Origin of the sequence: Mycobacterium sp. Root135 (genome assembly GCF_001426545.1) — a bacterium.
In the GTDB taxonomy this organism is placed as follows: Bacteria; Actinomycetota; Actinomycetes; order Mycobacteriales; family Mycobacteriaceae; genus Mycobacterium.
In genome coordinates this window covers 84134-109733 of the sequence record NZ_LMEZ01000009.1, presented here as the reverse complement: position 1 = coordinate 109733, position 25600 = coordinate 84134, and the positions used below count along the sequence as shown (strand labels likewise).

At 64.0% G+C, this 25600-nt stretch carries 19 protein-coding genes; 7 read left to right on the top strand and 12 right to left on the bottom strand.

The features are described from left to right. Positions 1-13: 13 nt before the first annotated feature. Positions 14-1360 (bottom strand): hypothetical protein, encoded by a 1347-nt coding sequence (locus ASD37_RS26165; RefSeq protein ID WP_082570437.1) that lies wholly within the window; start codon positions 1358-1360, stop codon positions 14-16. A 61-nt stretch (positions 1361-1421) separates the two neighbouring features. Between ASD37_RS26165 and ASD37_RS26160 the strand changes: the two genes are divergently transcribed. After that, on the top strand, positions 1422-5015 hold the full coding sequence (locus ASD37_RS26160) for a DEAD/DEAH box helicase (RefSeq protein WP_082570436.1): 3594 nt from the start codon (positions 1422-1424) through the stop codon (positions 5013-5015). An 18-nt stretch (positions 5016-5033) separates the two neighbouring features. Here the strand turns inward: ASD37_RS26160 and ASD37_RS26155 are convergent, their stop codons facing one another. Then, a complete protein-coding gene (locus ASD37_RS26155; protein WP_056558641.1) occupies positions 5034-5846 on the bottom strand; it encodes a hypothetical protein in 813 nt (270 codons plus the stop codon). Further along, positions 5843-6754, bottom strand: a complete 912-nt coding sequence (locus ASD37_RS26150) for a DNA-processing protein DprA (protein ID WP_056558639.1) — start codon at positions 6752-6754, stop codon at positions 5843-5845. The genes ASD37_RS26155 and ASD37_RS26150 overlap by 4 nt, the downstream gene beginning before the upstream one ends. A gap of 293 nt (positions 6755-7047) precedes the next feature. Here ASD37_RS26150 and ASD37_RS26145 point away from each other — a divergent pair, with 293 nt between their 5' ends. Next, positions 7048-9090 (top strand): ATP-binding protein, encoded by a 2043-nt coding sequence (locus ASD37_RS26145; protein WP_056558636.1) that lies wholly within the window; start codon positions 7048-7050, stop codon positions 9088-9090. A gap of 310 nt (positions 9091-9400) precedes the next feature. On the opposite strand, the gene ASD37_RS26140 is transcribed toward ASD37_RS26145, so the two are convergent. Together ASD37_RS26140 and ASD37_RS26135 are read right to left on the bottom strand one after the other, a co-directional pair. Next, the gene (locus ASD37_RS26140) at positions 9401-9982 is read right to left on the bottom strand and encodes a recombinase family protein (protein WP_056558633.1); all 582 of its coding nucleotides are present in this window, start codon (positions 9980-9982) and stop codon (positions 9401-9403) included. 371 nt (positions 9983-10353) lie between these two features. Continuing rightward, positions 10354-14451: a beta-propeller fold lactonase family protein gene (locus ASD37_RS26135; RefSeq protein ID WP_056558630.1), complete on the bottom strand. Its 4098-nt coding sequence runs from the start codon at positions 14449-14451 to the stop codon at positions 10354-10356. Here ASD37_RS26135 and ASD37_RS31695 point away from each other — a divergent pair. Continuing rightward, on the top strand, positions 14426-14842 hold the full coding sequence (locus ASD37_RS31695; RefSeq protein ID WP_156721114.1) for a hypothetical protein: 417 nt from the start codon (positions 14426-14428) through the stop codon (positions 14840-14842). The two genes, ASD37_RS26135 and ASD37_RS31695, sit on opposite strands and share 26 nt — an antisense overlap. A 424-nt stretch (positions 14843-15266) precedes the next feature. Here ASD37_RS31695 and ASD37_RS26125 read toward each other — a convergent pair whose 3' ends face one another. Both ASD37_RS26125 and ASD37_RS26120 read right to left on the bottom strand, forming a co-directional pair. Beyond that, entirely contained in the window at positions 15267-15947 is a 681-nt protein-coding gene (locus tag ASD37_RS26125) for a zinc ribbon domain-containing protein (RefSeq protein ID WP_156721113.1), read from the bottom strand. After that, the gene (locus ASD37_RS26120; RefSeq protein ID WP_156721112.1) at positions 15934-16188 is read right to left on the bottom strand and encodes a hypothetical protein; all 255 of its coding nucleotides are present in this window, start codon (positions 16186-16188) and stop codon (positions 15934-15936) included. Before ASD37_RS26120 ends, ASD37_RS26125 begins: the two co-directional genes overlap by 14 nt. Positions 16189-16994: 806 nt before the next feature. Between ASD37_RS26120 and ASD37_RS26115 the strand changes: the two genes are divergently transcribed. From ASD37_RS26115 to ASD37_RS26100, 4 genes are all read left to right on the top strand, one after another. Next, on the top strand, positions 16995-17261 hold the full coding sequence (locus tag ASD37_RS26115) for a helix-turn-helix domain-containing protein (protein ID WP_056558618.1): 267 nt from the start codon (positions 16995-16997) through the stop codon (positions 17259-17261). 895 nt (positions 17262-18156) lie between these two features. Next, positions 18157-18456, top strand: a complete 300-nt coding sequence (locus tag ASD37_RS26110; protein WP_082570433.1) for a WXG100 family type VII secretion target — start codon at positions 18157-18159, stop codon at positions 18454-18456. Then, positions 18456-20117 (top strand): alpha/beta hydrolase, encoded by a 1662-nt coding sequence (locus ASD37_RS26105; RefSeq protein WP_056558611.1) that lies wholly within the window; start codon positions 18456-18458, stop codon positions 20115-20117. The genes ASD37_RS26110 and ASD37_RS26105 overlap by 1 nt, the downstream gene beginning before the upstream one ends. Before the next feature lie 137 nt (positions 20118-20254). After that, the gene (locus tag ASD37_RS26100; protein WP_235568559.1) at positions 20255-20746 is read left to right on the top strand and encodes a hypothetical protein; all 492 of its coding nucleotides are present in this window, start codon (positions 20255-20257) and stop codon (positions 20744-20746) included. A 454-nt stretch (positions 20747-21200) separates the two neighbouring features. Here the strand turns inward: ASD37_RS26100 and ASD37_RS26095 are convergent, their stop codons facing one another. From ASD37_RS26095 to ASD37_RS26075, 5 genes are all read right to left on the bottom strand, one after another. After that, a complete protein-coding gene (locus ASD37_RS26095) occupies positions 21201-22871 on the bottom strand; it encodes a hypothetical protein (protein WP_056558608.1) in 1671 nt (556 codons plus the stop codon). A 101-nt stretch (positions 22872-22972) separates the two neighbouring features. Beyond that, positions 22973-23482 carry an HNH endonuclease gene (locus ASD37_RS32785; RefSeq protein WP_370073096.1) on the bottom strand — a complete coding sequence of 170 codons (510 nt, stop codon included), beginning with the start codon at positions 23480-23482 and terminating at the stop codon, positions 22973-22975. Between the two features lie 116 nt (positions 23483-23598). Then, a complete protein-coding gene (locus ASD37_RS26085; RefSeq protein WP_056558602.1) occupies positions 23599-23865 on the bottom strand; it encodes a helix-turn-helix domain-containing protein in 267 nt (88 codons plus the stop codon). Continuing rightward, on the bottom strand, positions 23862-24107 hold the full coding sequence (locus tag ASD37_RS26080; protein WP_056558600.1) for a hypothetical protein: 246 nt from the start codon (positions 24105-24107) through the stop codon (positions 23862-23864). Before ASD37_RS26080 ends, ASD37_RS26085 begins: the two co-directional genes overlap by 4 nt. 276 nt (positions 24108-24383) lie before the next feature. After that, positions 24384-25517, bottom strand: coding sequence for a site-specific integrase (locus ASD37_RS26075; RefSeq protein ID WP_056558597.1), 1134 nt, complete (start codon positions 25515-25517; stop codon positions 24384-24386). Positions 25518-25600: the final 83 nt, after the last annotated feature.

The window sequence follows — 25600 nt, the reverse complement described above, 5'->3', positions numbered from 1 at the left end:
CTGTTAAGGCGTTTCAGGACGAGAACTGCCGCGGCGGGCCTGTTGGGTTGACGTGGCGCAGTCCACGCTCGATTTCCAGCCGAACCACTGTGCCGCCTAGGACGAGCGGTCCGACAAGCTCGGAAAGCACTTCGCACGTTCCGGTGCCGTCCGGTCGCATCTGCCCGAATCGCCGGATCGTGGGCAGCGCGGCGAGGTCGGCTGCATCGCCGTGGGCAACGATCCTCCACAGCTGCGGGTCCTCAGCATCGACCCTGGGGGTTGCCGAGTGCAGCCGAACCACTGTGGCATGCGGGCTGATCAGATTCTCGGCCTCCGGATTTACCGGACCGTCGTCGTCTGAGACCACTAATGGAAACTGCGGAAGAACGGCCTTGGCCATCTGTTCGACTGCATAGCTCGATAGGTAACTCGACATACGTCGAACGTGTAGGTGCTTCTCGATCAGGTGCGAGACGTAATCCGAGAGCCGACCGAGCGATTCGATCAAGGCGGCCCTATCGGTTGCACCGTGGGGAAGTAAGTAGTTCTGGCCTCGCTTCGCATGCATGAGTGCCGACCGCTCGGCCCCGTACATCCATCGGTAGATCCACTTCTTGTGATTCGTCACCCCCGGCGGTGTGAGGCCGTCGAGTGACACAAGAACGTCTGCCTGATCAAGCGACGCCATGAACCAGTCGTGCTCGGTCTCCCACTTCATGTTGACGGCGGTGTCTGGTTTTCTGATCAGGCACCATCGAAGCCTCGGTTGCGGTATCGGAACGCGCTTCCTAGGGCGAATGTCGCTTAGCAGTGATTCGAAGGCCAGGAACAGGTTGCGATAGGCGTCGAACAGGTCGTCCGAGCTTCGCGACATCCGGACGAACCTGAAGGCGTCGTCGGCCAATGGAGTCGGTGGCGGTGGCGAGGGCCTGAGGTTGCCGTTCGCGTCTCTCACCTCTGCTGTCGCACTAAATACCACCCCCAACGATTGGACTGCCCGACACCGCATAACCACCCCGCCGAGAGCGGCGTCTAGCCACCAGACAATGCAGTCGTCGGGTGCATCGCGAATCGCGCAGTCTGCCTGTCCGGTGACCGATAGGTAATCCAGGCCCTGGTTGGCGGCGTTCAGCGCTTCGGTGTAAGCACCGTCGAACTCTCCCGCTGCCGATGGCCCGCAGGAGATGACTGCCTTCTGACCCCGAACCACCGTCGTGACCCAACCATTCAGTGAAACTGAGCCTGACGCCCTCGCAACCTTCCGCAACAGGAACACTGCGCCGGTGCGCCACGTGTCACTCGCGTCTTGGAGCTCGACCTCCGCGTACGACCCGACCGTCATCGTGTCGATTATGACTTGCGTGGCGTTGTCGTCCATTGGCTGCGCAGACCGAGCAAGGCTTGGATCGTTGTCGGCTGTCTGACTTACCCTCCACGTCATGGGGGATTTTCTTGGTCTGTTCGCTCGCCTTGATCTCGACCCGAGAGTTCGAGGGAAGCAGTTCGAGCATGTCTGCAAGTGGTTTCTGAGCAACGACCCGACGTACAAGGCCACGTTGCGGCGGGTCTGGCTATGGGACGACTGGCCCGGCCGGTGGAGCGCAGACGCCGGCATAGACCTGGTCGCCGAGGACCAGGCGGGGCGGCTATGGGCGATCCAGGCGAAGGCCTACGACCCGCACTACGCCGTCACCAAGGCCGACGCGGACACGTTCCTGTCGGAGTCCGCCCGCGCCGTGTTCTCCTACCGGCTGCTGATCGCGACCACTGACAGGCTCAGTCCCAACGGCCGCCGCACGATCGACGCGCAGGAAAAGCCGGTCGGGCTCGTCGGACTCAGCGACCTACTCACCGCCGATGTGGCCTGGCCAGCCAACCCGGGGCAGCTTCGGCCCTCACCGCCCTCGAAACCCGCTAAGCCCCGCGGCTATCAGCGCGAAGCGATCAACGCCGTGGTCACCGGCTTCGGGTCTGCCGACCGCGGTCAGATGATCATGGCGTGCGGCACCGGCAAGACACTCACTGCGCAGTTCATCGCCGAGGAACTCCACGCGCAACGCACCCTGGTCCTAGTCCCGTCGTTGTCGCTGCTCAAGCAGACGATGAGGGTGTGGCAGACACAGGGCCGACAGGGGGTCGAAGCGCTACCGGTGTGCTCCGACGAGACGGTGTCGAGGACCGAGGACATCCCGGTGGAGCACGTCAGCGAGCTTGGCCTGCCCGTCACCACTGACCCTGGTGAGATCGCCGCCTTCCTCCGCAAGCCGTCCGGTCCCCGCGTGGTGTTCTGCACGTATCAGTCGTCACAGCGGATCGCCGACGCGTTCGAGTCGGGCCAGGTGCCGGAATTCGACCTTGCCGTCGCCGACGAGGCGCACCGCTGCGCAGGGCCGCAGTCCTCAAACTTCGCGGCCATACTCGACGGCGGCCGGATCAAGGCGAACCGGCGGTTGTTCATGACCGCCACACCGCGGTACTTCACCGGTCGGGTCATCAAAGCCGCGGTCGACGAGGACCTCGAAGTCGCGTCGATGGACGACGAAACCAAGTTCGGCAAGGTGTTCCACCGCCTCGGGTTCAGCGAAGCCATCCGCCGCGACCTGCTCACCGACTACCAGGTGGTGGTCGTCGGCATCGACGACGCCACGTATCGCGCCTACGCGGACAAGGGCACCCTAGTCACTCGCGACGGAACAGCGACCACCGACGCCCGATCTCTCGCGGGGCAGATCGGTCTGGCGAAGGCGATGCGGAAGTACCACCTGCGGCGTGTCATCAGCTTCCACTCCCACGTGGCCCGCGCGCAGGAGTTCTCGGCGGAGATGCCGGCGGTGATCGGCTGGATGCCTGCCGATCAACGGCCCATCGGCGGCCTGTGGTCCCGGTACGCGTCCGGTGCAATGACGGCCGGCGAACGCCACCTCCTTCTGCAACACCTGCGCCGTCTCGACGACGGCGAACGAGGGTTGCTCGCCAACGCGCGGTGCCTCGCTGAGGGGGTAGACGTGCCCGCGCTCGACGGCGTCGCGTTCATCGACCCGCGGCGCTCGGAGGTCGACATCGTGCAGGCCGTCGGTAGAGCGATCCGGAAAGCCGATGACAAGGCGGTCGGCACCATCGTCATCCCAGTATTTGTAGACACCGACGCGGATCCTGAACAGGCGCTGGCAGATTCCGTGTTCGAGCCCGTATGGGACGTGATCAAGGCGCTGCGGGCACACGACGATGACCTGGCGCAGCAGATCGACACGCTGCGCCGCGAGATGGGGCGACACGGTGGAGCAGCGCCGCGGCTGCCGGACAAGATCCACCTCGACGTGCCAGTCCACGTCGGGGCGGAGTTCGCCCGCGCCTTCGACACTCGCCTGGTGGAGAAAACCAGTCCGCCGTGGGAGTTCTGGTTCGGGCTTCTGCAGCGCTACGTGGACGAGCACGGGACTGCACTGGTGCTTCAGGCACATATCACTGATGACGGTGATCAGCTCGGCACGTGGGTCACGACGCAGCGGCTCCAGCGCTCCAAGGGCCGACTGAGCGAAACACGGCAGGAGCTCCTACACGCTCTGCCCGGATGGAGCTGGGATCCGAAAGCGGACCAATGGGAAGAGGGAATACGGCACCTCCGGGAGTACGTCGCCGCGCACGGCACCGCGAGTGTTCGCGACGACCACGTCTACGAAGACGGGTACCGGCTCGGAAAATGGGTCGGGAAACAGCGCACGAAGTGGACGACCCTGCCCGCTGACCGCCAAAACCGGCTACAAAGCATTCCCGGCTGGACCCTCGACGCCCGCTCAGCGCTGTGGGACACGTCGCTCACCGCGCTCGCTCGCTACGCGGCGGAGAACGGCCACGCGAACCCTCCCCGCGGACTGCTGGTCGACGGCATTGACGCGGAGTCGTGGATCCGTCGCCAACGACGCACCTGGGACCAGCTCACCGAAGAGCGACGGCAACGCCTTCAAGCCCTGCCAGGTTGGACGCTCAACATGCTCGACGACAAGTGGTACTCGGGCTACGAGCACCTCGTCGGGTACGTGAAAACGACTGGGAGCGCACAAGTTTTGCAGTCCTACGTCGCCGAAGACGGGTACCGATTGGGAAAGTGGGTCAGCGTCCAGCGGCGCATCTGGGACAAGCTCACCGAAGACCGGAAACAGCGGCTGGCACAGCTTCCGGGCTGGACACTGGATGCGCGAGGAAACTGGTGGGAAGACTGGTTCCGCCGACTTGAGGAGTACGTGGCCGAACATGGCGACGCCCGCGTCCCTCAGCAGTATGTCTCTTCAGATGGCACCAACCTCGGGGTGTGGGTGGCGAATCAGAAGTCCACCTGGGCGTCAATGGGTGACGAACGCCGGCGACGACTGGAGCAACTTCCGGGATGGACATTGGACAGCCGAACGGCATTCTGGGAGGACGGGTTCCGCCACCTTTCGGAGTACGCGGAGGAACACGGCTCAGCGCAGCCGCCGAGTCGCTGCGTGATCAACGGCTTCAAGCTCGGGATCTGGGTCAACACACAGCGGCAGAACTGGGCCACGCTCGACGACGACCGCCGGCGACGCTTGGGGCAGCTCCCCGGCTGGACACTCAATACCAAAGCGACCCTGTGGGAGGAGGGCTTCGAGCACCTCACCGCTTATGCCGGGGAGAGCGGCACCGCCTTGGTACCGGCCGAGTACAACTTCCGCGGATTCAAACTGGGCCAATGGGTGGGTGTTCAGCGGTCCAGCTGGAGCAAGCTAAGCGACGATCGAAGGCAGCGGCTCGCCGCGTTGCCTGGCTGGGCTGTGTCGGTCCGCGAAGCCTGGTGGGAAGAGGGCTACCTGCAGCTCCAGCGGTACGTCGAGGAGAGTGGGCACGCCTGCCCGCCCCAGAGTTACGCGACCGACATTGGATTCAGGCTCGGTTCGTGGGTCACGACCCAGCGGCAAAGCTACGCCAGGGGACAGCTGAGTGAAGATCGCGGGAAGCGGTTGGTCGGTCTGCCAGGCTGGAAGTGGAAGCCGAGATCCGGCCCCCGGGCTTAACCGGAGAAACGGTGGCGGCTACCACGGCTCCGGCGGCCCGCAGGTTCGGTCGAACGCGATGCACCTGAACGGGTCGTACGGCTGCGCGGTCACCTTTTCGAGCAGCGGGACGTGCGATGACCAGTTCCAGCTCAACCACCGCGCGACGCAGAGCCCGGTGACACTGACAGCGCCGGCATCCTTGAGAGCAGCTGCCGCCGACTGGATCGAGGTGCCTCCGGTCCAGGTGTCGTCAACCAACAGGACCCGGGCGCCGCCGAACGACGCGACGGACGCGGCGAAGCGGTCAGCATTAGGGTTACGGGGGTCGTCAGCTGGGCCGACAGCCATCTGCCAGCGCTTGATCCGCCCTGATCCGCCCCGCTCCGCATCGTCTCCGACGATGCGCGCGACATTGAGCGCGATGCTGCTGACCGGGTGAATTTCTGTGCGTTTGGTCCGCGACGGGACGAAGGTCAACACGTCCCACTCGGCGCCGCCTTCGGCCTCGCGGATGCACTCGTCGTGAATCCACGTCATGTTGTTGGTGAGCAGGTGCACGTCGTTGACGAGACGCTTGGGCGCCTGATGCGCCTTGTACTGGCGCATGGTCTTCGCACTCTGCGTGTACTCCTGCGGGTTGTGCCCGTCGATGTACGACAGGAAGAACGTGTGGTCGCAGGTCATGCCGTCGAGGGCTTGGTGGATGTACTGGCAGTCCCCGCACGTGTCGGTGGGCGACGGCTGTCGGCAGACCCGGCAGATACCCGTGCCCGGGCCTGCGATGTTGCGGAAGTAGGAGACGCGGCTGAGACCGTCGCGGATGCGTGACTCGGCGAGGTAGTCGGTCACCAGGCGGTGCCGGCGGCGACGGGGCTGAGATGCGCGCGGACCGACTGATCCGCGTCAGCGATCCGTTCCAGCTGGTCGATCGCCTCGTCCGCGGTGCCGGCGATGAAAACGTCGGGGCGGTCGCGCAGCTCTCTTCCCCATGTGGTGCCCTCGGCGACGTCGCGGTGCAGCACCAACCGTCGACCGTGCGAGACGGCTTCCAGCGCCTGGTGACGCGTGCCCGAGTTCTCGGTGGCCGCCGCGATCACGGTCACGCCGGAGTAGGCGCTCATCGTCTTGTTCCGGGCCGGGAAGGCCCACTTCGAACCCCGGAATCCGGGCAGGAACTGAGTGAGCAGCAATCCCCGCTCGGCGACAGTCGCTTGGAGTTCCGCATTTGGCACTGGGTACGCGATGTCGAGGCCGGTGCCGATAACGCCGACTACACGCCCGCCCAGGTCAAGAGCTGCGGTCATCGCGGCAGTGTCGATTCCCGCAGCGAGACCCGACACCACGGTGACCTCGTGTTCGACAAGGCCGCGGGCTACGTTCCTCGCGAAGTCGAGAGCGGCGGGAGCCGCCTTTCGGGAGCCGACGATCGCTACCGCGTAGTCGTCGTCAGCAAGAGTGCCCTCGGCCATCAGCAGCGCCGGTGGCCGCCTTGCGGCACACACGCGGTCCGGGTAGTCCTCGTCCAGAACGGTGAGAGTTCGCCAGCCGCGCGCATCCCACTGCTCGATATCGTGTGCGGCGGCGTCTCGGTCGGGACCCAAGCCCGGAACGGGAATCAGCGTGGCGCCCATGAGCTCGTCCCACAGCTGCTGTGCGGACTCGGCCTCCAGCAGCAAGTCGCCCAATTCGGTGAGCTTGACGGTCTTCGGCAGGTCGCGCATCAGGGCAACGACGGTCGCCGCTGCTGAATACTCCATGCGCACCTCCGTTCCTCTGATCTGCGCGTCTACTGCGAAGGCTAGTCCGCGGTGCGTGGGCCGCTACCTGGACACTCCGTCTTTTGCCGGCAGCTTAAGGGTCGGGTCCGACATGCGCGGCGGGGTGTCGCTGCTCAAGCTTGCGTACCGCCAGGTGATCGAGCGGTAAGGCCCATCGATCCCACCGGGGGGGTATCGGGCGGCCGATCGCCAGAGCGACGGACCGGAGACGGGGCCGTCGGTGACGGTGCGGGGCGCTAGTCTCCCAGGGTCGGATCGAAGTAGGGGGCACTATGGCTCTGACCACATCACTGGCAGGCCGTGTCCGGAACACAAGCCTGCCGAAGAGCCACGCACTCTTGCCGCTCCTCGAGGCCATCGTGAACAGCATTCAGGCGATCGATGCGCGGCCCGGGGACCCGGAATCACCCGGCCGGATCGAAGTGAGGGTGCACCGCGACGCCCAGGCGGAGCTGGACTTCGGCTCCGCAGGTCCTGGGCGAGCGCCCATGAAGCCAATCGTCGGCTTCACCATCACCGATGACGGCGTGGGATTCACGCCGCAGAATATGTGCTCCTTCGAGACACTCGACAGCGACTACAAATCGGACCTCGGCTGCCGCGGCGTAGGCCGGCTTCTTTGGCTCAAGGCATTCGACAGGGTGTCGGTGCGGAGCGCGTACACGGACGAGCAAGGCGAACTCCGGGGGCGGCAGTTCAAGTTCTCGGTCGAGCACGAAGTTGAGCACAACGGAGACGCTGACAGGTTCGTGCGCCCGGGCGCAGTCGTCAGCCTCGACGGCTTCAAGAAGTCGTTCCAACAAAACGCGCCGAAGGGCGTCGACGCCATTGCGCGCGACGTCTTCGAACACTGCATCTGGTACTTCCTCCGCCCCGGTGGTGCGCCCGTGGTGATGATCGCGGATGACGACGAGTCAGTCTCGCTGGCCAGCCTTGTGGACGAGTTCGTCGACTCGGCGATGTCGTCGTCGACGATCGAGGTCAAGGGGCAGAAGTTCGACATGCTGAACCTCCGGCTGAAGGCGACTACGCGGAACTCTGTCCCCCGCCTCCACTGGTGCGCGGCAAGCCGCGTCGTCGTCGAGGAGAACCTGAACGGGAAGTTGCCCGGGCTCCACGGCAAGCTCAAAGACGAGGCCTCCGGTGAGTTCGTCTACGCCTGCTATCTGACCTCGGACTTCCTGGATGAACGCGTCCGGTCTGATCGGACGGCCTTCGACATCGCCGACTACATCGCAGGAGAACCGCTCGTCGACGACCTCTCGCTGGACGATATCCGTGATGCCGTCGTCGAAAAGATCGGTGAGATCTTGAAGGGCCCGCTCGAGTTGGCGCGCGAGCAGGGAAAGCAGAGGGTCCACGACTTCGTAACCAAGCGCGCTCCGCGGTATCGGCCGGTGCTCGCAACGATCGAGCAGCGCGGCATCACGGTCGATCCATCGGTCAAGGACCAGGAGCTCGAACTCCAACTCCACCGGCACCTGCAGAAGATTGAGTCCGAGGCGTTCGTTCAGGGGCAGGAGATCTTCGCGGAGGCAGACTCGGAGCCGGCGGAGGACTACGCCGAGCGTCTCGCGGCCTACCTCGCCACCGTCAGCGAGATCAACCAGTCAGACCTCGCGGCATATGTCTCGCGCCGCCGCATGGTGCTGGACCTGCTTGGGCGGCTGATCCGCGCTGATAAGGAGGGGAAGTACAGCCGAGAGGACGCGATCCACTCGCTGATCGTCCCAATGCGCACGGAGTCCAACGATGTCGCCTCCGATGGGTCGAACCTGTGGATCATCGACGAGAGGCTCGCGTTCCACGACTACCTCGCCTCCGACAAGACGCTGAGAAGCATGCCGATTACGGGCTCCGAATCGACCAAGGAGCCCGACATCCTCGCGACGCGGCTCGTCGACTCGCCTGTGCTCGCGGCCGAGGGGCAGAAGCTGCCGCTGCCGTCGATAGTCGTGGTCGAAATCAAGCGGCCGATGCGCACGGACGCCACCGAGGACAAGAACCCGATCCAGCAGTGCCTCGACTACGTGAAGAGGATCCGCGCAGGAGGAGTGCTGACCGCCGCGGGGAGGCCGATCCCGCCGACTCAGGACCCGCCGGCGTTCTGCTACATCATCGCCGACCTCACGAAGAAGATGATCGAGCGGTGCGAGATCTCAGACTTGCGGCCCACCCACGACGGTCTCGGCTACTTCGGCTACAACAATGCCGCTAGGGCGTACATCGAGGTGATGAGCTTCGACGGGCTGGTCAACGCAGCCACTGAGCGGAACCGCGCCTTCTTCGACAAGCTGGGCCTGCCCTCTGGCTAGAGCGCAGCTGCGAGGTTATGGCGCAGCCACGCTGCATCGTCCTCACGCCTCCTAGCCAGCCTCGTCGATCCCGCCATCCCACTCGCGAGCCACCCCGCGCAACTCAGCCCGCACCGTCGCCCGGCGCAACCTCGGGGCGTCGGCGCCAGTGGCACATCCAACAGCTGCTCGCGTTGGTGCCGGTGTAGGTGTAGGTGAATTCTTCCATCGGCCACGACGGTCAACCTGCGACGGCAGACGTCATTGTTCGCTCAGGCATGGCCATTGACGGGTCTTGGCTGCACCGAGTCGTACTGCGGGCCAACAACACTCATGCCGCGTTGTCCACTGACAGATACCGGTAGAGCGTGGCACGGCTGACGCCGAGATACTTGGCGATGTCCCTCGCTGTGTGGCCATCGTTCTTCATCCGCCTGGCTGTGGCGACGTGAGTTTCCTCCACGACTTTTCTGGGCCGTCCGAACCGAGTCCCGTTGGCCTGGGATGCAACTCGTTTCAGGGCTGTCCGCTCTTTGATCAGCTCGCGCTCGAACTCAGCCATGCTCGCCAGGACTGCAATCACCATGCGGCCGGCAGCCGTTGACGAGTCGATGCCGTCGGTTGTCGAGATCAAGGTGACCCCACGGTCTGTCAGCGACTTCACCGTCTCCAGGATGTGTAATGTGTTGCGTCCCAGTCGGTCGAGCTTCCACACGACTACGGTGTCGCCATCGCGGACGTACTCGAGCAGCGCAGCCAGTCCTGGCCTGTCGTCACGTGCCCCTGACATGACGTCGGAGAAGGTCTTCGTAACTCCAGCTGCAGTCAGCGCAGAGTTTTGCTGTTCGAGTGTCTGGGCGACTGTGCTGACCCGCGTGTACCCCACGCGAGCGCCGGTCTGTTGTGCGGCCATGGCTGAACCCCCTGTCTCACAACAGGTTCAACGCCCGATACGAGACACTGATTCCTGAGACGGACTTTTGAGACACATCGACCTCACGAAACATGCTGCGAACGAGCACTTCCGGGAGTGTCTCGTATGTGCTCTGTTTCGAGACGGCAACGGGAAGAACGACCCGGCCTGTAGCTTGTGGATCTGGACTCCGTCGTGACTTTCCACGTCGTCCTCCGATGGGAGTAAGAGAACGCGGGCCTCCTTTGGATGGCTGATGCGTGGTCAGAGACCACCGGCATCAAAGGAGACCCGCCCTCATTGACAGACACGCAGGTGAGCACTCCCGCTGGCAGAACTGCGTATTTACGAGCGCCGTCATTACAAATCACCTACAGAGGAATTCCCAGGGGCCCGATGTAGTGGGTCCGGAACGATCCGGAATCCACGACTGTTCCCTTGAACGGCTGCCAGGCTTTAGCGATTTGAACGTACTCGGTTGACGCGTACTTGAAGGTGTCGTCGAAGTCCTTCGCCGCGTCCTTATAGGTCTGCTGGTTGTGCGGACCGTTGGTGGCGTAGATCGCGTACTTGTCGGATCCGCTGGCGTTGTAGGAATCGAACGCGTCGTGGTGGCTGCCGCCGGTGACGACGAGATCGTCCCCGCTCGCGAAGGCCAGCGACGACTTGCCCTTGATGTCCTTCGTCGTCTTGATCAGCGGTGCGCCGTAGAGCACAAGGTTGTTGACGAGCCCGGCGTGTGCGCCGGTGCCCGCGTAGTTCTGCATCTGCTGGCCGCCGTCGCTGAATCCGACGAGCGTGATGCCTTGGATTTTCTTCTTGGCACTCCACTTGTCGTAGGCGTTGTCGATGAAGTCGCTGACCGACCTGTTGAGCAACCCGGTGTTCCCGTAGGCCGCATCGGCGACGGAGAAGGGGTTACCGGGATCGATTCCCGTCATGTACACCATCATCCGGTACGACTTGCCGTCGATGCTGCGCACCAGCTGCACCGTCACCTTGTCAGAGACATTGGGATCCATGCCCTCGAAGAGTTGCGATGCCGTGAGGCTCAGTCGATTTTGCAGAGCCGTCGTAACCGACTCCGACTGCTGTTTCCGGATCGGATTCTGGACCTTACCGTAGACCGTCGCCAGCATTTTGCCGCCCGGTCCGAGTGCCTGCTGGCCAGTGTCGATCACCGATACCGAATTGCCGTACACGTTGGTGACGTAGGCACGGCTGCCATTCGGACTGACCGTGACGAATCGGGAGAAGCTCCCAACGGGGAGCGGACTCCCGATGACGGTGTTGGTGGCAGTGTCGACCACCGAGACGGTGCCGCGGCCGGCGTAGGTGGTGACATAGATGCGACTACCGTTCGGGCTCACGCCAAGCCCATAGACACCGTTGTTATTGATGAAGATTGGGCTGCCGGTGACGGTATTGGTGGCGGTGTCGATCACCGACACCGTGCCGTCGTTGCCGTTAGTGACGTAGACCCGACTGCCGTCCGGGCTGACCGCCACGTCGAAAGGCCGCTTCCCCACGGGGATTGGGTTGCCGATGACGGTGTTGGTGGAAGTGTCAATCACTGACACCGCGTTGGTCTCAAGTCTGCTGACGTAAAGCCGGCTGCCGTTCGGGCTGATTGCAACGTGATACAGATCGCTGCCCACGAAGATAGGGTTGCCTATGACGGTGTTGGTGGCGGTGTTGATCACCGATACTGTGCCGTCTCCGGTGTTGGTGACATAGACGCGGCTGCCGTTCGGGCTCACCGCCATGATGAACGGCTTGCTGCCGACTGCGATGGCCTTGCCTATGACTGTGTTGGTGGCGGTGTTGATCACCGATACTGTGCCGTCTACCGTGTTGCTGACGTAAAGGCGGCTGCCGTTCGGACTAATGGCCACGCCGATGGGACCGTCGCCGACCGGAATTGTGGCTGTTACGGTGTTGGTGGCGGTGTCAATGACGGTTACCGCGCCGTTGTGGCTTGAGTGCGCCACGTAGACGCGGCTCCCGTCCGGGCTGATTGCCACACCTTCTGGGGCAGGCATAGTCGGAATGGTGGCAGCCACGGTGGGGTTCGTGCTTGCGGTGGATTGAGCTGCGGCCAACGCTGCCTGCGGAGCCGCTACGACGGGCGCGGGGCTGGTGGTGGCGTTGATCGCGGCAAACCCCGATTCGACAGCGATCAGATTGAATTGGGCAGTGCTCAACGGGCTGATCTTCACCGTGACAGCACTGGCGAAGATTCCGCCGTGCCCGTCATCGACGTTGATGGTGAATGCATCGGCCTTGTCAACGGCAGCTGCGGCGGGTGCTGCGGCGGCTTGACGGGCCGATGCGGTGGGCGTGTAGGTGAACTTCCCCTTGGCGTCGATGGTGACGGTTCCCTTGGCGGGTGCGGTGCTGGTGTAGGTGAGGGCGTCTTTGTCTTTGTCGGCGCCAGTCACGCTGCCGGTGACGATCCCGGTTTTAAAGTTCGGACTTCCTACAGATGCTTTCGCGGTCGGTGCGGTGTTGGCGGGCAGAATGTTCACCGTGACGGGAACGGTGATGATGCCGCGTCGTCCGTCGTCGGCGGTAAGGGTGAAGGTATCTGTCGTGAGTGCCGCTGAAGCTCCGACCGTGGCAGCGGCGTGGCGCGCAGCGGCGGTCGGGGTGTAGGTGAAGGTGCCGTCTGGGTTGACGACCACACTGCCCTTGCCAGGGGCTGAGGCGCGGTAGGTCAGCGTGTCCTGATCGGGGTCGGTGACGGGGACTGATCCGCTGACCACACCGGTCGCGGTCGGGGGGTTGAGCACCGGGGCACCCGCGATGGGGAAGGTGTTCGCCGGTACCAGCGAGATGACTTGCAGGGCAGCGTCACTGGTGTAGTAGAGCTGCTGACCATCGGTGGACAGAACGGCTTGGGGGAAGTTCAGGTCGGTGGTCGCGGTGGTGGGCACGCTGGTCAGCAGCGCATACGTGCCGGTGGTGGTGTAGACGTCCACGTTGTGGGTGGCGGCATTGAGGACGATCAGGAGCGACCCGTCGCGATTGACGGCGACGGCGTCGACGCTGTCCGGTGCAGTCGAAATGGTGTGGGTGACTGTGTACTTGGATGTCTCGACGATGCTGATGGTGCCGCTGTCCCGGTCAGCGATGTAGGCGCTCTTGCCGTCGGGGCTAATCGTGACCGACTGGGGCCGATGTCCCACACCGTTGATGGCGGTGGCCGTACTCGCACCGGACGCGAACACGAACGCCCCGGTCTGGTAGGTGCCGTCATCGGAGAACACCTCGGAGACGACGTAAACCTTCTTGCCGTCGGGGCTGACGGTCAGGCCGTAGGGAACGAGGCCGACGTTCTTGATGGTGCCGGAGACCTTGTTGGTGGTCGTCGAGATCTTCGTGATGGTGCTCGTCGGGAAGATCGTGTCGGGGAAGTCCGGATCTGGGGTGTAGGTGGTGGTGGTGACGTAAAGGGTCTTGCCGTCACGACTGGTGGCAATTGCCTGCGGGGTCGCGGCCCCCAAGTGTATTTGGGCGGTGACGGTGTTGGTCGCGCCGTTGATCACCGAGACGGTGTTGGTGTCCTGGCTGGTGACGTAAACCTTGCTGCCATCAGGGGTGACCGTGACCCCGCTCGGCAGGTTGTCGACGTCGATGGTCGCGACCACGGTCCGGTGGATGGTGTCGATGACGGTGAGGGTTCCGGCGTCGTAGTTGGTGACGTAGGCGCGGGTGTTGGTGGCCGCGAGGCCGCTCGTTCCGTCACCGGCTGCCACCGATCCGAGTCCGGTCACCGTCGTCGGACTGATCGGCACGGTGACGGTGGCGGCGGGTTTGTTCGTGCCGTCGGAGACGGTCACGGCGAACGACGCTGCTGCGGTGCCTCCCGCCAGCCCTGCCAGCACCCGCTGCGACGCAGTCGGCGTGTAGGTGAATGCACCGGTCGTCTTGTTCAGCGTCAACACCCCTGTCGATGGGGCAGTGGCTACGGTGTAGGACAGCTTTCTGTTTTCGGGGTCGGTGGCGTTGAGATGCCCGCTCACTGCACCGGTCGTCGGGTCAGGTGTGCCAAGGGTTGCGGCAACGACCGTTGGCGGCTGGTTCGCCGTCGCGGCTGTGGCCAACGCCGTGTCGAGGCGCTGGCTGGTCGACACCGAGGCGGCGGTCAACGTATTTGTAGTCATGTCGAACTGGCGACGGACGAATGCCAACACCCCCCACAGGACGGGATTGTCGGCTGGTGCACCCGGACCGATCAACGGGGCCAAGGCTTGAGTGAACAGGTTGAGCAACGTAGAGACGATGGTGCCGGGAACTGCCAGCACGGTCTCTAACGGCGTCGGTGGGGTCACCGTTGGTACCGGCAACGCGGGAGCCTCGAGGGCCGACCTTAGTGTCGTGGTGGTGTCGCCGACGGTGTTTGTGTCGGTCGGCGCCAGGCGGGCGACTAACGGCCGGGGCGTGACGGTGACCTCGGCCAGCGCCACCGTGCCGGTAGCCGGGGTCCTCAATGCGAGCACGGTCTCCGCCGACGCAGCCGAACCCGACGGTCTAAGCGTTGTCACCACCGCCGTCGGAGTGACTTGCTGCGCGGTCGCGGTCGCGGTCGCGGTGGGGGTCATCTGCGGGGTGCTCGCGATGGTCGTGGCCGCCCCGGTGGTGGTGGAGATCGTCTCCCCCGGCACTCCCGCAGTGGTGGCCGACGACTGGGTAGGGGCGTCGTCGTGGGTGCCGATGGTGCCGGTGTTGGTGGAGCCACCGACAGTGACCGTCGGACCGTTTCCGCCCACGGTGGTGATCGTGGTGGACCCCTGCGTAGTCGTGGTGGTCGTGGCCCCCGTCGTCGGGGGCGGGGTGTCGTGGTTCCCGGTGTCCTGACCGTGGGTCGTGCTCGGCGGGTTCACATCATTGGTCGTGCCCGGCGCATCACCGCCGGAGGTGTCTTGCGAGGGACCGTCGGCGTTGGAGGAAGCGTTCTCATCCGCCCACGCGATCCCCGGAGTGGTCACCAACGCGGTCCCAATCCCCAGTGCGACCGCCAACGCCCCGACCCGACCGATGTACTTAGAAGACCCCACGAAACCCACCCTCATGCGACCCGACACCGAAGTCGGGTTCTCGCGAGGAGGATGACAGGAAACTCCAGGTCGCGAATCAGGGAAAACCCTTGACTTCCACTCATGGCCATCTCGCGAGGAGCAAACGAAGCAAACTGCCAGGGGGCACGCTGCGCTTGATCAGCCATAGGAAGTCGGCGGAGTTAAGGCATGGAGCGCCACCTAATGCATCAGGAATGCGTTCATCACCGAGGAAACGGACCGCGTTGGATTTCGAAGCCGAACGCTTCCAATGGCTTCACGACCTCTGCGTCCGTCCACCTCGTCCAGAACGTCACCAGTGCGCCGGTGTCGACGTCGGTCGTCGATGCCCAATACGTGACACCCCCCGCGCGAGACAACACCCACTGCCGGTCGTATGGCGAGTTGAAGAAGTCGTACAGGACTGCTGTCGAGCGCGCGATGGGCATGCCACTGGCCGGCGTACAGATCCCGCCTTGAATCGCCTTCGGCCCTAATTGATGCCCGACGGTTGCTTGTCCTGAGGGGCACACGGCGGCGACCCAATCGTTGAAGGTTCCCCGGACGACGTCTCCTGCTGCGGTGAGGGGTTGAGGACCGGGACCAGCCACTAACGATTCCGGGCGGTTGAAGACGACGATCCCGACCCCAAGCAGCACCAGCACGATGGTTGCCACCGAGCCAAGCAACGCGATTCTGCCGCCGCGATTCTCGCGAAGCCACAAGGACAACCGTGATGCGGTCTGCACTGCAGGAACCACAAGCAAGGTGCCGCAATCCCCACAGAACCGGTAGTGGGCGGGGTTCTGGTGGCCGTTCGGGCAGGTCTTCATGGCGGTCCAGCCTTTCGGGTGTAAACGCGTGCCGCAGCGCCCGGGGGGCACCGGAGGGTCAGGCGACGTCATAGGACTGCTGGGAGAGCCGAAAGAAGTGACTTGTCACAGTGTCTCGGCACGTCACCCCAGCCTGCTCGCTGATCTCGCAAGTGATCTGGCCCAAGGAGACCGGCCTGTCGTATGCCTGGGTGCGCAACGGCTGCGCCAGGAGGCTGTCCGCGTGGCACGCCAATGAGCCGGGGCCGCCGGCGTCGAGCTGGAGTCGGTCGCCGTACAGCTGACAACCGATGGGGTTGGGTTCTGGAGGCACCAGGTAGTGGTAGGTGCGTATGTCGCATGCTGCCCCCGTCGGACTCATGCGGCAGGCGATGTTGCCCGACGGGGACTGAAATTCGAACCCGACGTCACCGGGTGGAGTTGCCGATGGTGAGGGTGCGAGGCTGGGCGGAGTGGTCGCCCAGGGTTGCGATTCGTGCCCGCCTGGCGGAGTCTTCGCTTCGCCCGTCCGTCCGTCTTGTTCGCCGAGCGCTCGCGATGACTGATCTCGACGGGCAATGACAACGGCGGCGGTGGCCCCAACAGCGAGCACCAGCGCTGCAGCGCCCGAGATCAGCAACCATCGCGGCGAAGTGCGGCGTGTTGGTGGACGCGATGCCCCGCCTCCAGGTCCCGCAGTCGCGGAGCGTGCTGCAATTCGCGAACGATCTCCCAGAGACGATGGTTGTCGTGTTGCTGCGGGACCCTCACGTAGACCACCAGGTGCACCTGTCTTCGCGCAGCGCGGTTCAAGGATCACGTTCGTCTGTACGTCCTCAGACGGGCGACGGACTTCGCGCATCGACGCTCCGCATTCTGCGCAGAACTGGTCGTTCGCAGGGTTCGAGTGCCCGTTCTGGCAGGTCGCCACTTGCCCGGGGAGCGCCAGACCGCACTCGCCGCAGAATTGCTGGTGTTCCGGGGATCTATGCCCGTTCTGGCATGTTGCCACGAAACCCCCTTCCAGGGCAGCCAGGAGTCGTATAGCGAGCCGCCCAGCCTTGCAGGACTTCGCCTCTCGTAGGTATAGCACTACTAGTAGGGCAGACACGAGCGGCTCTCATCCGACTACTGGGACACGTGCCCACGCGACCGAGTCAGAACGATCCTGACCGTGTTGCCGAGTGGGAACGTCGACGTCGGGAAGTCGGAGGAAGAATCCGCGCGCTGCGAGTGGACCGCGGCGTAACCCAGGAGGCGTTGGCCCTACGCTCGGGCGTGACGCGGAACGTGCTCATTGATGTCGAGCAGGGCAAGCGGGGATTGCTGTACGAACGGCTCTTCGACCTCGCCGCGGCGCTTGAGGTGCCCGTCGGCCGACTTCTTGAAGAGCAGCCCCCGTCCTGACTGGTACGGGCGCGACCCGCCATGACGGCGGAGCGGGATGAGCCCTCGACCCCTCGATGCGTTGACCTTCGGTGGCCCGTGTGCGTGAGCCCCGTCAGCTCAGACGTGGGGCTCAGGCGGCGTTGACCACCCAACGGCCGTCACCACACACGAGTGGAAGCCCCTCCGGCGACTGCGCCGCAAGGCCAGATTCGGTACATGGCGAGCTGACAGGCCGAACTCCAACCAGAGCTATAGCAGGCCCCCACAGGCCCCCACCGTTGAGCGCATGTCCGCAGGCCATCGGCTGGCCAGTCGGGCTCAGCCCAAAGATGAAGGCCTCGGTATTACTGCACGGTTGCCCGGTCACGACGCCGACAGTGATGCCTGGAATGGCGTTGGACGCGCCGGAGTTGCCAACGAGCGGGGCGGGGCAATGGCCGGTTGTCGCACCAATTGAGTTGATCTCGGCGTTCGACCTGGGGTCACCGGCATAGTCGATTTGGTTCGTGCAACGTTCGTCCGCGGTCGCAATCGCCGGACTCACCGCTGCCACAAGCCAGAAAACGCCAACACCCACCGCGCCAGCAAAGCGAACCCGAATAGCCATGAAGGCATGGTGACACGTGCCTTCCAAGATCACACCACTGACGCGACATCCGCTGTCAGCGACGCGCCCATCGCGAAGCCAATCATGCCCCAAGGGGTGGACTCGCGGCACGGGTCCGGCAAGACACGGGCGCTAGGCAAGTACCCCCGGCGGGGGTTCGGTCTCCAAGTCGCCGCTTCTCGATCCCCCGACGGGGGTGGAGTCAGATTGGTGCAATCCTTCTGGGCCGAGCGCTCGTATCCTTGAATCACCCCCGACGGGGGTCGGGTACGAGCGGCCGGCGGCTTACCAAGGGGGCGCGGTTACATGAGCAAGTCTCTGGAGGTTGATCCAATTGATTTGCACATGTCGTCTGACCACATGGACGTTCACCACGCTGACCTAACTGCTGCGCACACTGCGGCCGACGGTGAGATCGAGGGCGCTCAGGCTGGCTGGGTCGGTGCATCAGCGGCGGCGCTGCAGTCGAAGATCACCGAGTGGCAGGCCACCACGACCAAGCTCTGCGGCGACATCGCCGCCCACCGCGACGCCTACAAAGCCGCCGCCGACGGCTACGCCCAGAACGACTCGCACGCGGCCGAGGCGCTCGACCGCCAGCTCTGATGCCGATCACTCTCGCCGACATAGAGCGCTGGGACGCCTCCGCAGTCCAAGACGTGTCCCGGGCGCTCGGCAAGCGCGGAGCCAGCGCCGACGAGGTGAAAACCGGCTTGTCGAAGCTGCCGATGATCGCTACATGGCAGGGCACTGGTGGTGACGCCGCCCGCGCCGCTCTGGAGAAGTTGAGCGGTCACTTGGCGGCTCACGCCGACGAGATGGCCGCCATTGCGTCGGCGACTAGCAAGTCGGCCGACGAGGTTCAAGCCGTCAAGGACAAGCTGCAGGGCATCTACCGTGACGCCCGCAGCGAGGGCTTCAGCATCGACCCCGCCACGGGCACGGTGACCCCTCTGGATCACCAGCGGGCCAAGACCGACCCGGTGTACTTCATCGAAGAACAAGACCTCGTCACGCGCATCGGGAAGGTGCTCACCGAGGCGAATGCCGCCGACGCCGATCTGGCCCGCGCCATCACCATGGCGGGCAACGATGCGACCGGGCCAGCCGAGGACCGCCCAGATGTGCGGGCACAGCTGACAAATCCTCCGACTGACCCTCAACAGTTCAACGACTTCTGGGACAAGCTCTCCACGGAAGAAAAGGACTGGATGTACGACCAAGACCACAGCATCGGCAACCACGACGGCATGCCCTTCACCGACCGCGACAAGTACAACCGCCAGCACCTGCCCGAACTCACCCAATCAGCCCAAGCCGAGGTCGACCGACTCCGCGCGGAACACCCCGGGTGGGCAAACGGCAGCCCCACGCGCCCTCCCAACGGGTCAACCTACGCGGACTGGAAGTCGAAGTGGGACGCCGCCAACCGCACCCTCGAGGGCTATCACCAAGTCGAAAACGCGCTCGAACCTCCACAGGACAGCAACGGCAAGTTGCTGGACACCCAGCCTCGGCTACTCGGTGAGATCGACGACAAGGGCCACGCAGCGGTGTCGATCGGCAATCCAGACACCGCCGAGCACAACGCGACCTACGTACCGGGCACGGGTCAGGATCTGTCCCGCCTGCAATACAGCACCGAGAAGTCCGAAGCGATGTACCAGGCCACGCTGAGGGCGGACCGCACACTCCAACCTGGAGACGTGTCGGTGACCACCTGGATGGGGTACGACCGACCGATGAACGTCGTGACAGATGCCCCATCCACGGACTACGCCCGCAACGGGGCAGCTGCTCTCGACAGCTTCCAATCTGGACTGCGCGCCTCTCACGACGACCTGGGCCACGGAGGCCCGTCACAGAACACCGTGATCGGCCACAGCTACGGCTCCACCCTCGTCGGAGCCGCTGGCCTGGACGGCCACCACCTCGACGCCAACAACGTCATCAACCTCGGCAGCCCCGGGATGCTCGCCGGGCACGCCAGCGACCTGAACCTCGACCCGGGCGCGCACGTGTACTCCACTCGCGCCTTCAACGACGTCATCGGTGTCGCCACCTACGCGTCCCTCGGACCCGATCCGATGTCGGCGAACTTCGGTGGCATCCCCTTCGAAGCCGCGCCCGGGCCCGCCGGGCCCCTGGGCCTACCCTCGGTTGATGCACACAGCAGTTACTGGGACCAGGACAACCCCGCGTTGACCAACATGGGACGCATCATCGCCGGACGCACCGACGTCACACCACCGACGTTCACCCCGTGATGGCCATGACGACATCCCGGACCCTTGCCGCCCTCGCCCTCACAGCGCTGCTGATGGCTGCGTGCTCCCCAGCGGAATCGAATCAACAACCCGGACCGTCGAACGCGTCAGGGGTTACCCCGATCCCAGGAGGCCCCATGGAGCCCACCCCGACCCCCTCGGCACCGAAAATTCCTGCCAGCCAACAAGAAGCGCACGACACCGTGCTGCAGTACCTGCAGAAGACGGTCGACGGGCTTCCCCCGGGGACCACCTTGGACACGACCCAAGCCGGAGGCGGCTCCAATCTGTCCTGCGACGACGACTACCAAGGCCCCGGGTCCGGCCCCACCGACTACACCGTCACCACCTACGTCATCGGTCCCGCAGGTCTAGCGCCCGCTGACCTTATTTCGAAGACAGGTGACTTGTGGCGGAGCTGGGGGCTGTCGGTCATGGAACGCAACGGCTTCGAGAAGCCCAACCAGTTCGGCTACCCGCCCGACGGGTACAGCCTCCTGATTCAAGCCGCTTACCCGCCGGAATACCCGCCGTCACTCGCCGTCATCTCACCCTGCTTCCCCGGAAACCTCCGCAAGGACGGGATACCGATCCCCGACATCATCCATCAGTCCAATCCTGCGAACTGATGCCGAGGGGTCCAGCCGGCATCAAAACCGTCGACCTGATCGCCAAGGCAAGCGGCCTCTGGCGTCATGGCGTCTACAACCATGCGGGCAGGATGGCTTCGAAAAGCCCAACCGCTTCGGCTACCCGCCCGACGGCTGCACCGTCCAGATCGACGCGGCCTACCCACATCAGTACCCTCCCATGGTCCCCGAGCTTTGCGGGGAACTCCTCGAAGGCAGCAATCCCCACGCCGCCACCAGTCACCTCTACCGGTTGAGGCAGATGACGAAACCACAAGCACGGCGATCCACCTACGTCGCTCTTCGATGTGACAATTCAGCTGTAGCTGAGCTGTAGGTTCGCCGCTGTTTCATGTGTTGTTCGCCGAGGCTCCGACCTCTTACGGAGGGGGTCCACTGATGAAGACACCCCTCCCAAGTTGTGCAAGGTGACTCTTCCTGCGCGTTCCTCCCGTTACCGTGCCTCACGGCGCACAGATGCGCTCGAGCCACGGCGCTCCCCGGTAGCAGCAGGTTTTCCAGTTTGGTGCACGCCCGTTGGAAGAGTTCTACATGTGAGCCTCCGGGGGCCTTGGTCCGCGCGGACCTGGGCTGTCCCACGGTTGTCGGCGACGTGCTGGGGGATGAACAGCGGTGGATCGCGCCCGTACGGAGATCCAGCGCGACAGGCAGGAAGCACAGTGCGACTGCAAGTGGTCAGGTTGGCGTATCGCGCACCACGGGAGAGCATTTCCCTGCCTGAGTGCCGTTCCCATTGGTGCAGGTCAGAGGTTGTTACCTCCATATAGGGAAGCAGTGCTGCGGGTTCCCCTCGACGGAGGACTTTCAGGGTGGGACGGAGCCTGTAGCTCAGGGCTACCTCCCTCATCACCCTGACCAGCTCCTGTTCGTCAGAGTCGGCCACCAGGAAGGAGTCGTGCACTGGCAGGGGGCAGCGTCCCGTGCGTCGGATCATCTCCTTCATGATCTGGACCGCCATGTCTGAGTCCTTCCGCTGGAACTCTGCTCCGCTGTCAGACCCGAAGAGAGCTTTGATCCGGCGGTGCTTCCGCTCAAGCGCGGCCACCACCCTCTCCGCGAGCTTGTGGCACTGGGACCTCGTCCCTGTACCGACTCCGCTCAGCTCCCGGAGGTCCCGGTTCTTGTGAAGCTCGTCAGCGATGGCCCGGACCCCCGTAAGCCGACTGGTGGCGTTCAGCACGGTGTTCACAGCCACCTTGACCAACGACCTGCTGAATCCCGGGATGGCGTACTGGTCCCCTGGGCGGATCCGCCTACGCAGTCGCCGGTACGCCATCTCGACGTGCAGGTTGGAGTAGTCAACCTCAACCACGGGGTGGACGACCCCGTCGATGGCGATCTGCAGCTGACGACGTCGCTCGCTTGGCATGTTCTGGAACGAGTCTCCGTGGCAGTAATGTCGCCCCCCTCGTTCGAACGACCCGTTGAATACTCGCCTCAGCGGCGGAATGTGGACCTTGCCTTGCCCGTCGCCGAGCTGGAGCCGCGCGAGGGCGTCGTTGATGTACTCCACTTCCCGGCGCATGGCGATGGTTTCCACCGTCTCGGTGTAGTCGACCCTCTTCTTGTCTTCACGGTCCCGAAGCACGATGACCTCCGGCCTGCTGTGCGTCACCTGGTCTTGCATGTCGACCAGCGAGCCCAGGACAGTCATGAGGTCGCCTGCTGCCCAGGCGACGGTCTCAGACCCCTCGGCACCCGGACACCAAAGGCCCAGCTCCTGGTCGATCAGGCCCAGCTCGATGAGAATGTCGACCGACCGGGTGGTGTAATGCCAAGAGCGGCTCGGATCGCAGCGGTACCGAGCTGGTACCCCGTAGGCATCCTTGGCGCGGGCGTAGTGCACTCCCCCTCCCGTGCGCCGCTTCTCCACGGCGATGGACAGGGCTGAGGCTGCGACGGCCATTTGCATGCGCCCAGGAAGGTTGGCAGGCAGCAGGTGTGCGAGCCGGTCAAGCACCAGGGTCAGATCGCTCTCACTCCAGCCCCACAACAGTGGAGCATGGTCATCGAAGAGCTGACTGTCGAACAGCCGGGCAAACGGGGGTTCAGTCTCCGGCTCGTGCTGCTCTCCGCTCCGCGGGTCGACGTGGGGCGTTATCATTGACGCGGTCCTTCGCTGGGACTTTTACCTTCCCGTGACGGGGAAGCGGAGCGGGCTCGTCATTCCTGTGACGGGCCTCTTCGCGTAGGGGACGGAGTTGCCTAGCCGGTCGCAGCCTCCTCGACATGTAGGTTCCGGACTTGGCCTGCTCTTCTGTCAGGGTGTGCGCCGGTCAAGATCACCGGACGAACGTCACCACCAATCAGATTGCGGTAGTTGCGGATGACCTGCTCGTCAGAACTCCACCGCTTCCGCTGGTTGCAGGCACTACAAGAGGGCACCACGTTGTGGACGATGTGGTGTCCTCCGGCGGCGACGGGGATGCGGTGGTCGACGACCTCGAACTCCCCTCCACAGTAGAAACAGACGTCACCCCATCGTTCGACGAGTTGCTGCCGGGTGACAAGTTCCGTGATCAACTGAAGCCCATACCGCGCAGCCCGACGGCGATGGCTCTTCGCCCAAGCAACCTCGGGATGCTCCCGGTGATAGCGGTGTTGCACGGCAAGGATGCTCGAGCTGGACCTCTGGTAGCGCCTCTGGTCGTACCCTCTGCGACAGTCGCGGCATTGCGACCGAAGTCCAGACTTCGTTGAACGATCTAGTGCCATCTCGGCCGGAGTCTTCGACGCGAAACACGTCGAGCAGATGATCGTCGCCGCAGTGCTTTCGTTCTCGGCTGGAAGCGTTCCTGCGCTGACCCGAGATGCTGTGTAGCCCTCGGCCATCACAGACCCACCAATCTCTTGCGGCTGGTGGGGGTCAGGCTGGCCACCGGAACGCGAGTCCGGCCAGTGACGGCTTGAGTGACGCCCCGAGGACCATCGTTCGCGCACAGGTCAAGGGCATCCGCGATGTCTTGCTCCGTCATGAGCCACTGTCGTCCGACCTTGCGGCCTCGGAATCTGTTGGCGCGCAGCTGCTCAACCAGCCAGCGCGGGGAGCAATTCATCAGCACCGCAGCCTGTGCGATGCCGTAGGTGTGAATGCTCACGCGACCACCTGTCGATCAGCCACCAACGAGTCGATGCGGGTACGCAGTTCGGCGGTGACGGTGGCCGATGATTTGTTGAGCGCGCGATTGACAGCAGCGATCAGCGCCTCTTCACGCATCCGGCGACGGGCCTCGAGCAGCTCGGCGTCATCGGGGGCGCGACTGCGAAGCAGTGCGGCGTATCGGCCACGCTCGCTGGCAGCGGTGGTGGTGGTGGTGGTGGTGGAAAGATGACCTGACACGGAGGGCCTCCGGGCGACACAACTCGGCAAAGGACAAGTTGGTGCCGGTGTCTGTCACTCCAGGTCAGAACTGACCTGTTGACCATCGCCCTTGGGCGATCCACTGATGCCCCGCTGCACGAATCGGCAATCAGTAGCGCTACCCACTACTTTAGCAGCTTGGGCATGATCCTCAAGCTGAGAAGCATCGTAAGCTACTGTGCTGCAATAGGTTACAGACAAGGGCCCTTAACGCTTACATGCCATCTACCTGGGTAGATCGCTAACATCTGCGGCTCAAGACATCTCCAAAACTCGCCCAATTGCGTCCGCGGCAGCCTGCATCGAGCGCCGGTCCAAGTGCCCGTAGACGGCCACCGTCGTCTGAATCGACTCATGGCCGAGATGCTGCTGGATCACAGGCAGTGGTACGCCAGCCTGGATCATCCAGGAGGCGCAGGTGTGCCTGAGATCGTGGATGCGGGGCCGGAGCACCTTCGTCTGGCCTTTCACCGGTTCCCCGTTCTCGTCAACTGACGGCCAAGCACGCTTCAACGCGGGCACCCACACACGTGCGTAGAAGCCTTGCGCCCGGACCGGCCCGCCTGTGCGATTCACGAACAAGAACTCGTTGGAGTAGTCGAGCTTGTCCAGCACCGACTTCGGCACGTTGATCGTGCGCACTCCCTTCTTGGTCTTCGTCGAACCTAGTCGGTAGCCGCCGGTCCCCTGTTTCCAGGATTGAGCGATCCACACGGTGCCGTCTTCGCGGTTCACGTTGTGGGGACGCAGTGCGGCGATTTCACCCCATCGGGCACCAGAGGCGACGAGGAACTCGACCATCGGCTGCCAGAACGGGGTGACCTTCGAGTGGAGAAGTTCGAACTGCTCGCGAGTAAGGAAGGTCGTCTCGCGAGGATCGTCATCCTTCGGCATGCCCATGCCCGTGCATGGGTTGGCCGGGATGTGATTGGCCGCCACCGCAGCATTCAGAGCACCTGCGAGGAACCCGTGCTTGTTGGTGATCGTCTTGGCGCTGGGTCGCCAGCCCTTGGGGTCCGGCTTGGCCATCGCCTTGATCCACTGGGCAACGTGCTCTCTGGTCAACGCGGCCAGCGGTATCGCTCCCAGCGCCTCGGCAATGTCGTTGCGGACATAGGCGCGGTATTTCTCGACGGTGTTCGGGTCAACGCCGGTGAGGTGCTCAATGTGATGATTCAGCCATTGCTCGACGGTCAGCGTTGCGAGGGTCGTGTCAACCTGCAGTGTCGAGAGACCGTTCTCCGGACCGAACTTGGTGACCATCTCGCAGAACGACGAAGCCGAGGCGAAATCGTTGAAAGATGTGGAGGTCTGCTTGCCGTGGAGGCGATACAGGACGGCGTAGTACTCGGTTCCGTCCCTGCGGTTGCGGACTCGCAACGATGCCATGAGAGACATCGTAGACCCGACTTGTTGACCTGGCCGTTGACGCGAGACCAGATCCGGGTCAAAATATATACCTGACCTGCTAG

What these genes read in the sequence shown, in the direction of transcription:
- ASD37_RS26165 (WP_082570437.1), bottom strand. Translation starts at nt 1,360, where the DNA reads ATGGACGACAACGCCACGCAAGTCATAATCGACACGATGACGGTCGGG.
- ASD37_RS26160 (WP_082570436.1), top strand. Translation starts at nt 1,422, where the DNA reads ATGGGGGATTTTCTTGGTCTGTTCGCTCGCCTTGATCTCGACCCGAGA.
- ASD37_RS26150 (WP_056558639.1), bottom strand. Translation starts at nt 6,754, where the DNA reads ATGGAGTATTCAGCAGCGGCGACCGTCGTTGCCCTGATGCGCGACCTG.
- ASD37_RS26145 (WP_056558636.1), top strand. Translation starts at nt 7,048, where the DNA reads ATGGCTCTGACCACATCACTGGCAGGCCGTGTCCGGAACACAAGCCTG.
- ASD37_RS26140 (WP_056558633.1), bottom strand. Translation starts at nt 9,982, where the DNA reads ATGGCCGCACAACAGACCGGCGCTCGCGTGGGGTACACGCGGGTCAGC.
- ASD37_RS26125 (WP_156721113.1), bottom strand. Translation starts at nt 15,947, where the DNA reads ATGACGTCGCCTGACCCTCCGGTGCCCCCCGGGCGCTGCGGCACGCGT.
- ASD37_RS26110 (WP_082570433.1), top strand. Translation starts at nt 18,157, where the DNA reads ATGAGCAAGTCTCTGGAGGTTGATCCAATTGATTTGCACATGTCGTCT.
- ASD37_RS26105 (WP_056558611.1), top strand. Translation starts at nt 18,456, where the DNA reads ATGCCGATCACTCTCGCCGACATAGAGCGCTGGGACGCCTCCGCAGTC.
- ASD37_RS26100 (WP_235568559.1), top strand. Translation starts at nt 20,255, where the DNA reads ATGGAGCCCACCCCGACCCCCTCGGCACCGAAAATTCCTGCCAGCCAA.
- ASD37_RS26095 (WP_056558608.1), bottom strand. Translation starts at nt 22,871, where the DNA reads ATGATAACGCCCCACGTCGACCCGCGGAGCGGAGAGCAGCACGAGCCG.
- ASD37_RS32785 (WP_370073096.1), bottom strand. Translation starts at nt 23,482, where the DNA reads ATGGCACTAGATCGTTCAACGAAGTCTGGACTTCGGTCGCAATGCCGC.
- ASD37_RS26075 (WP_056558597.1), bottom strand. Translation starts at nt 25,517, where the DNA reads ATGGCATCGTTGCGAGTCCGCAACCGCAGGGACGGAACCGAGTACTAC.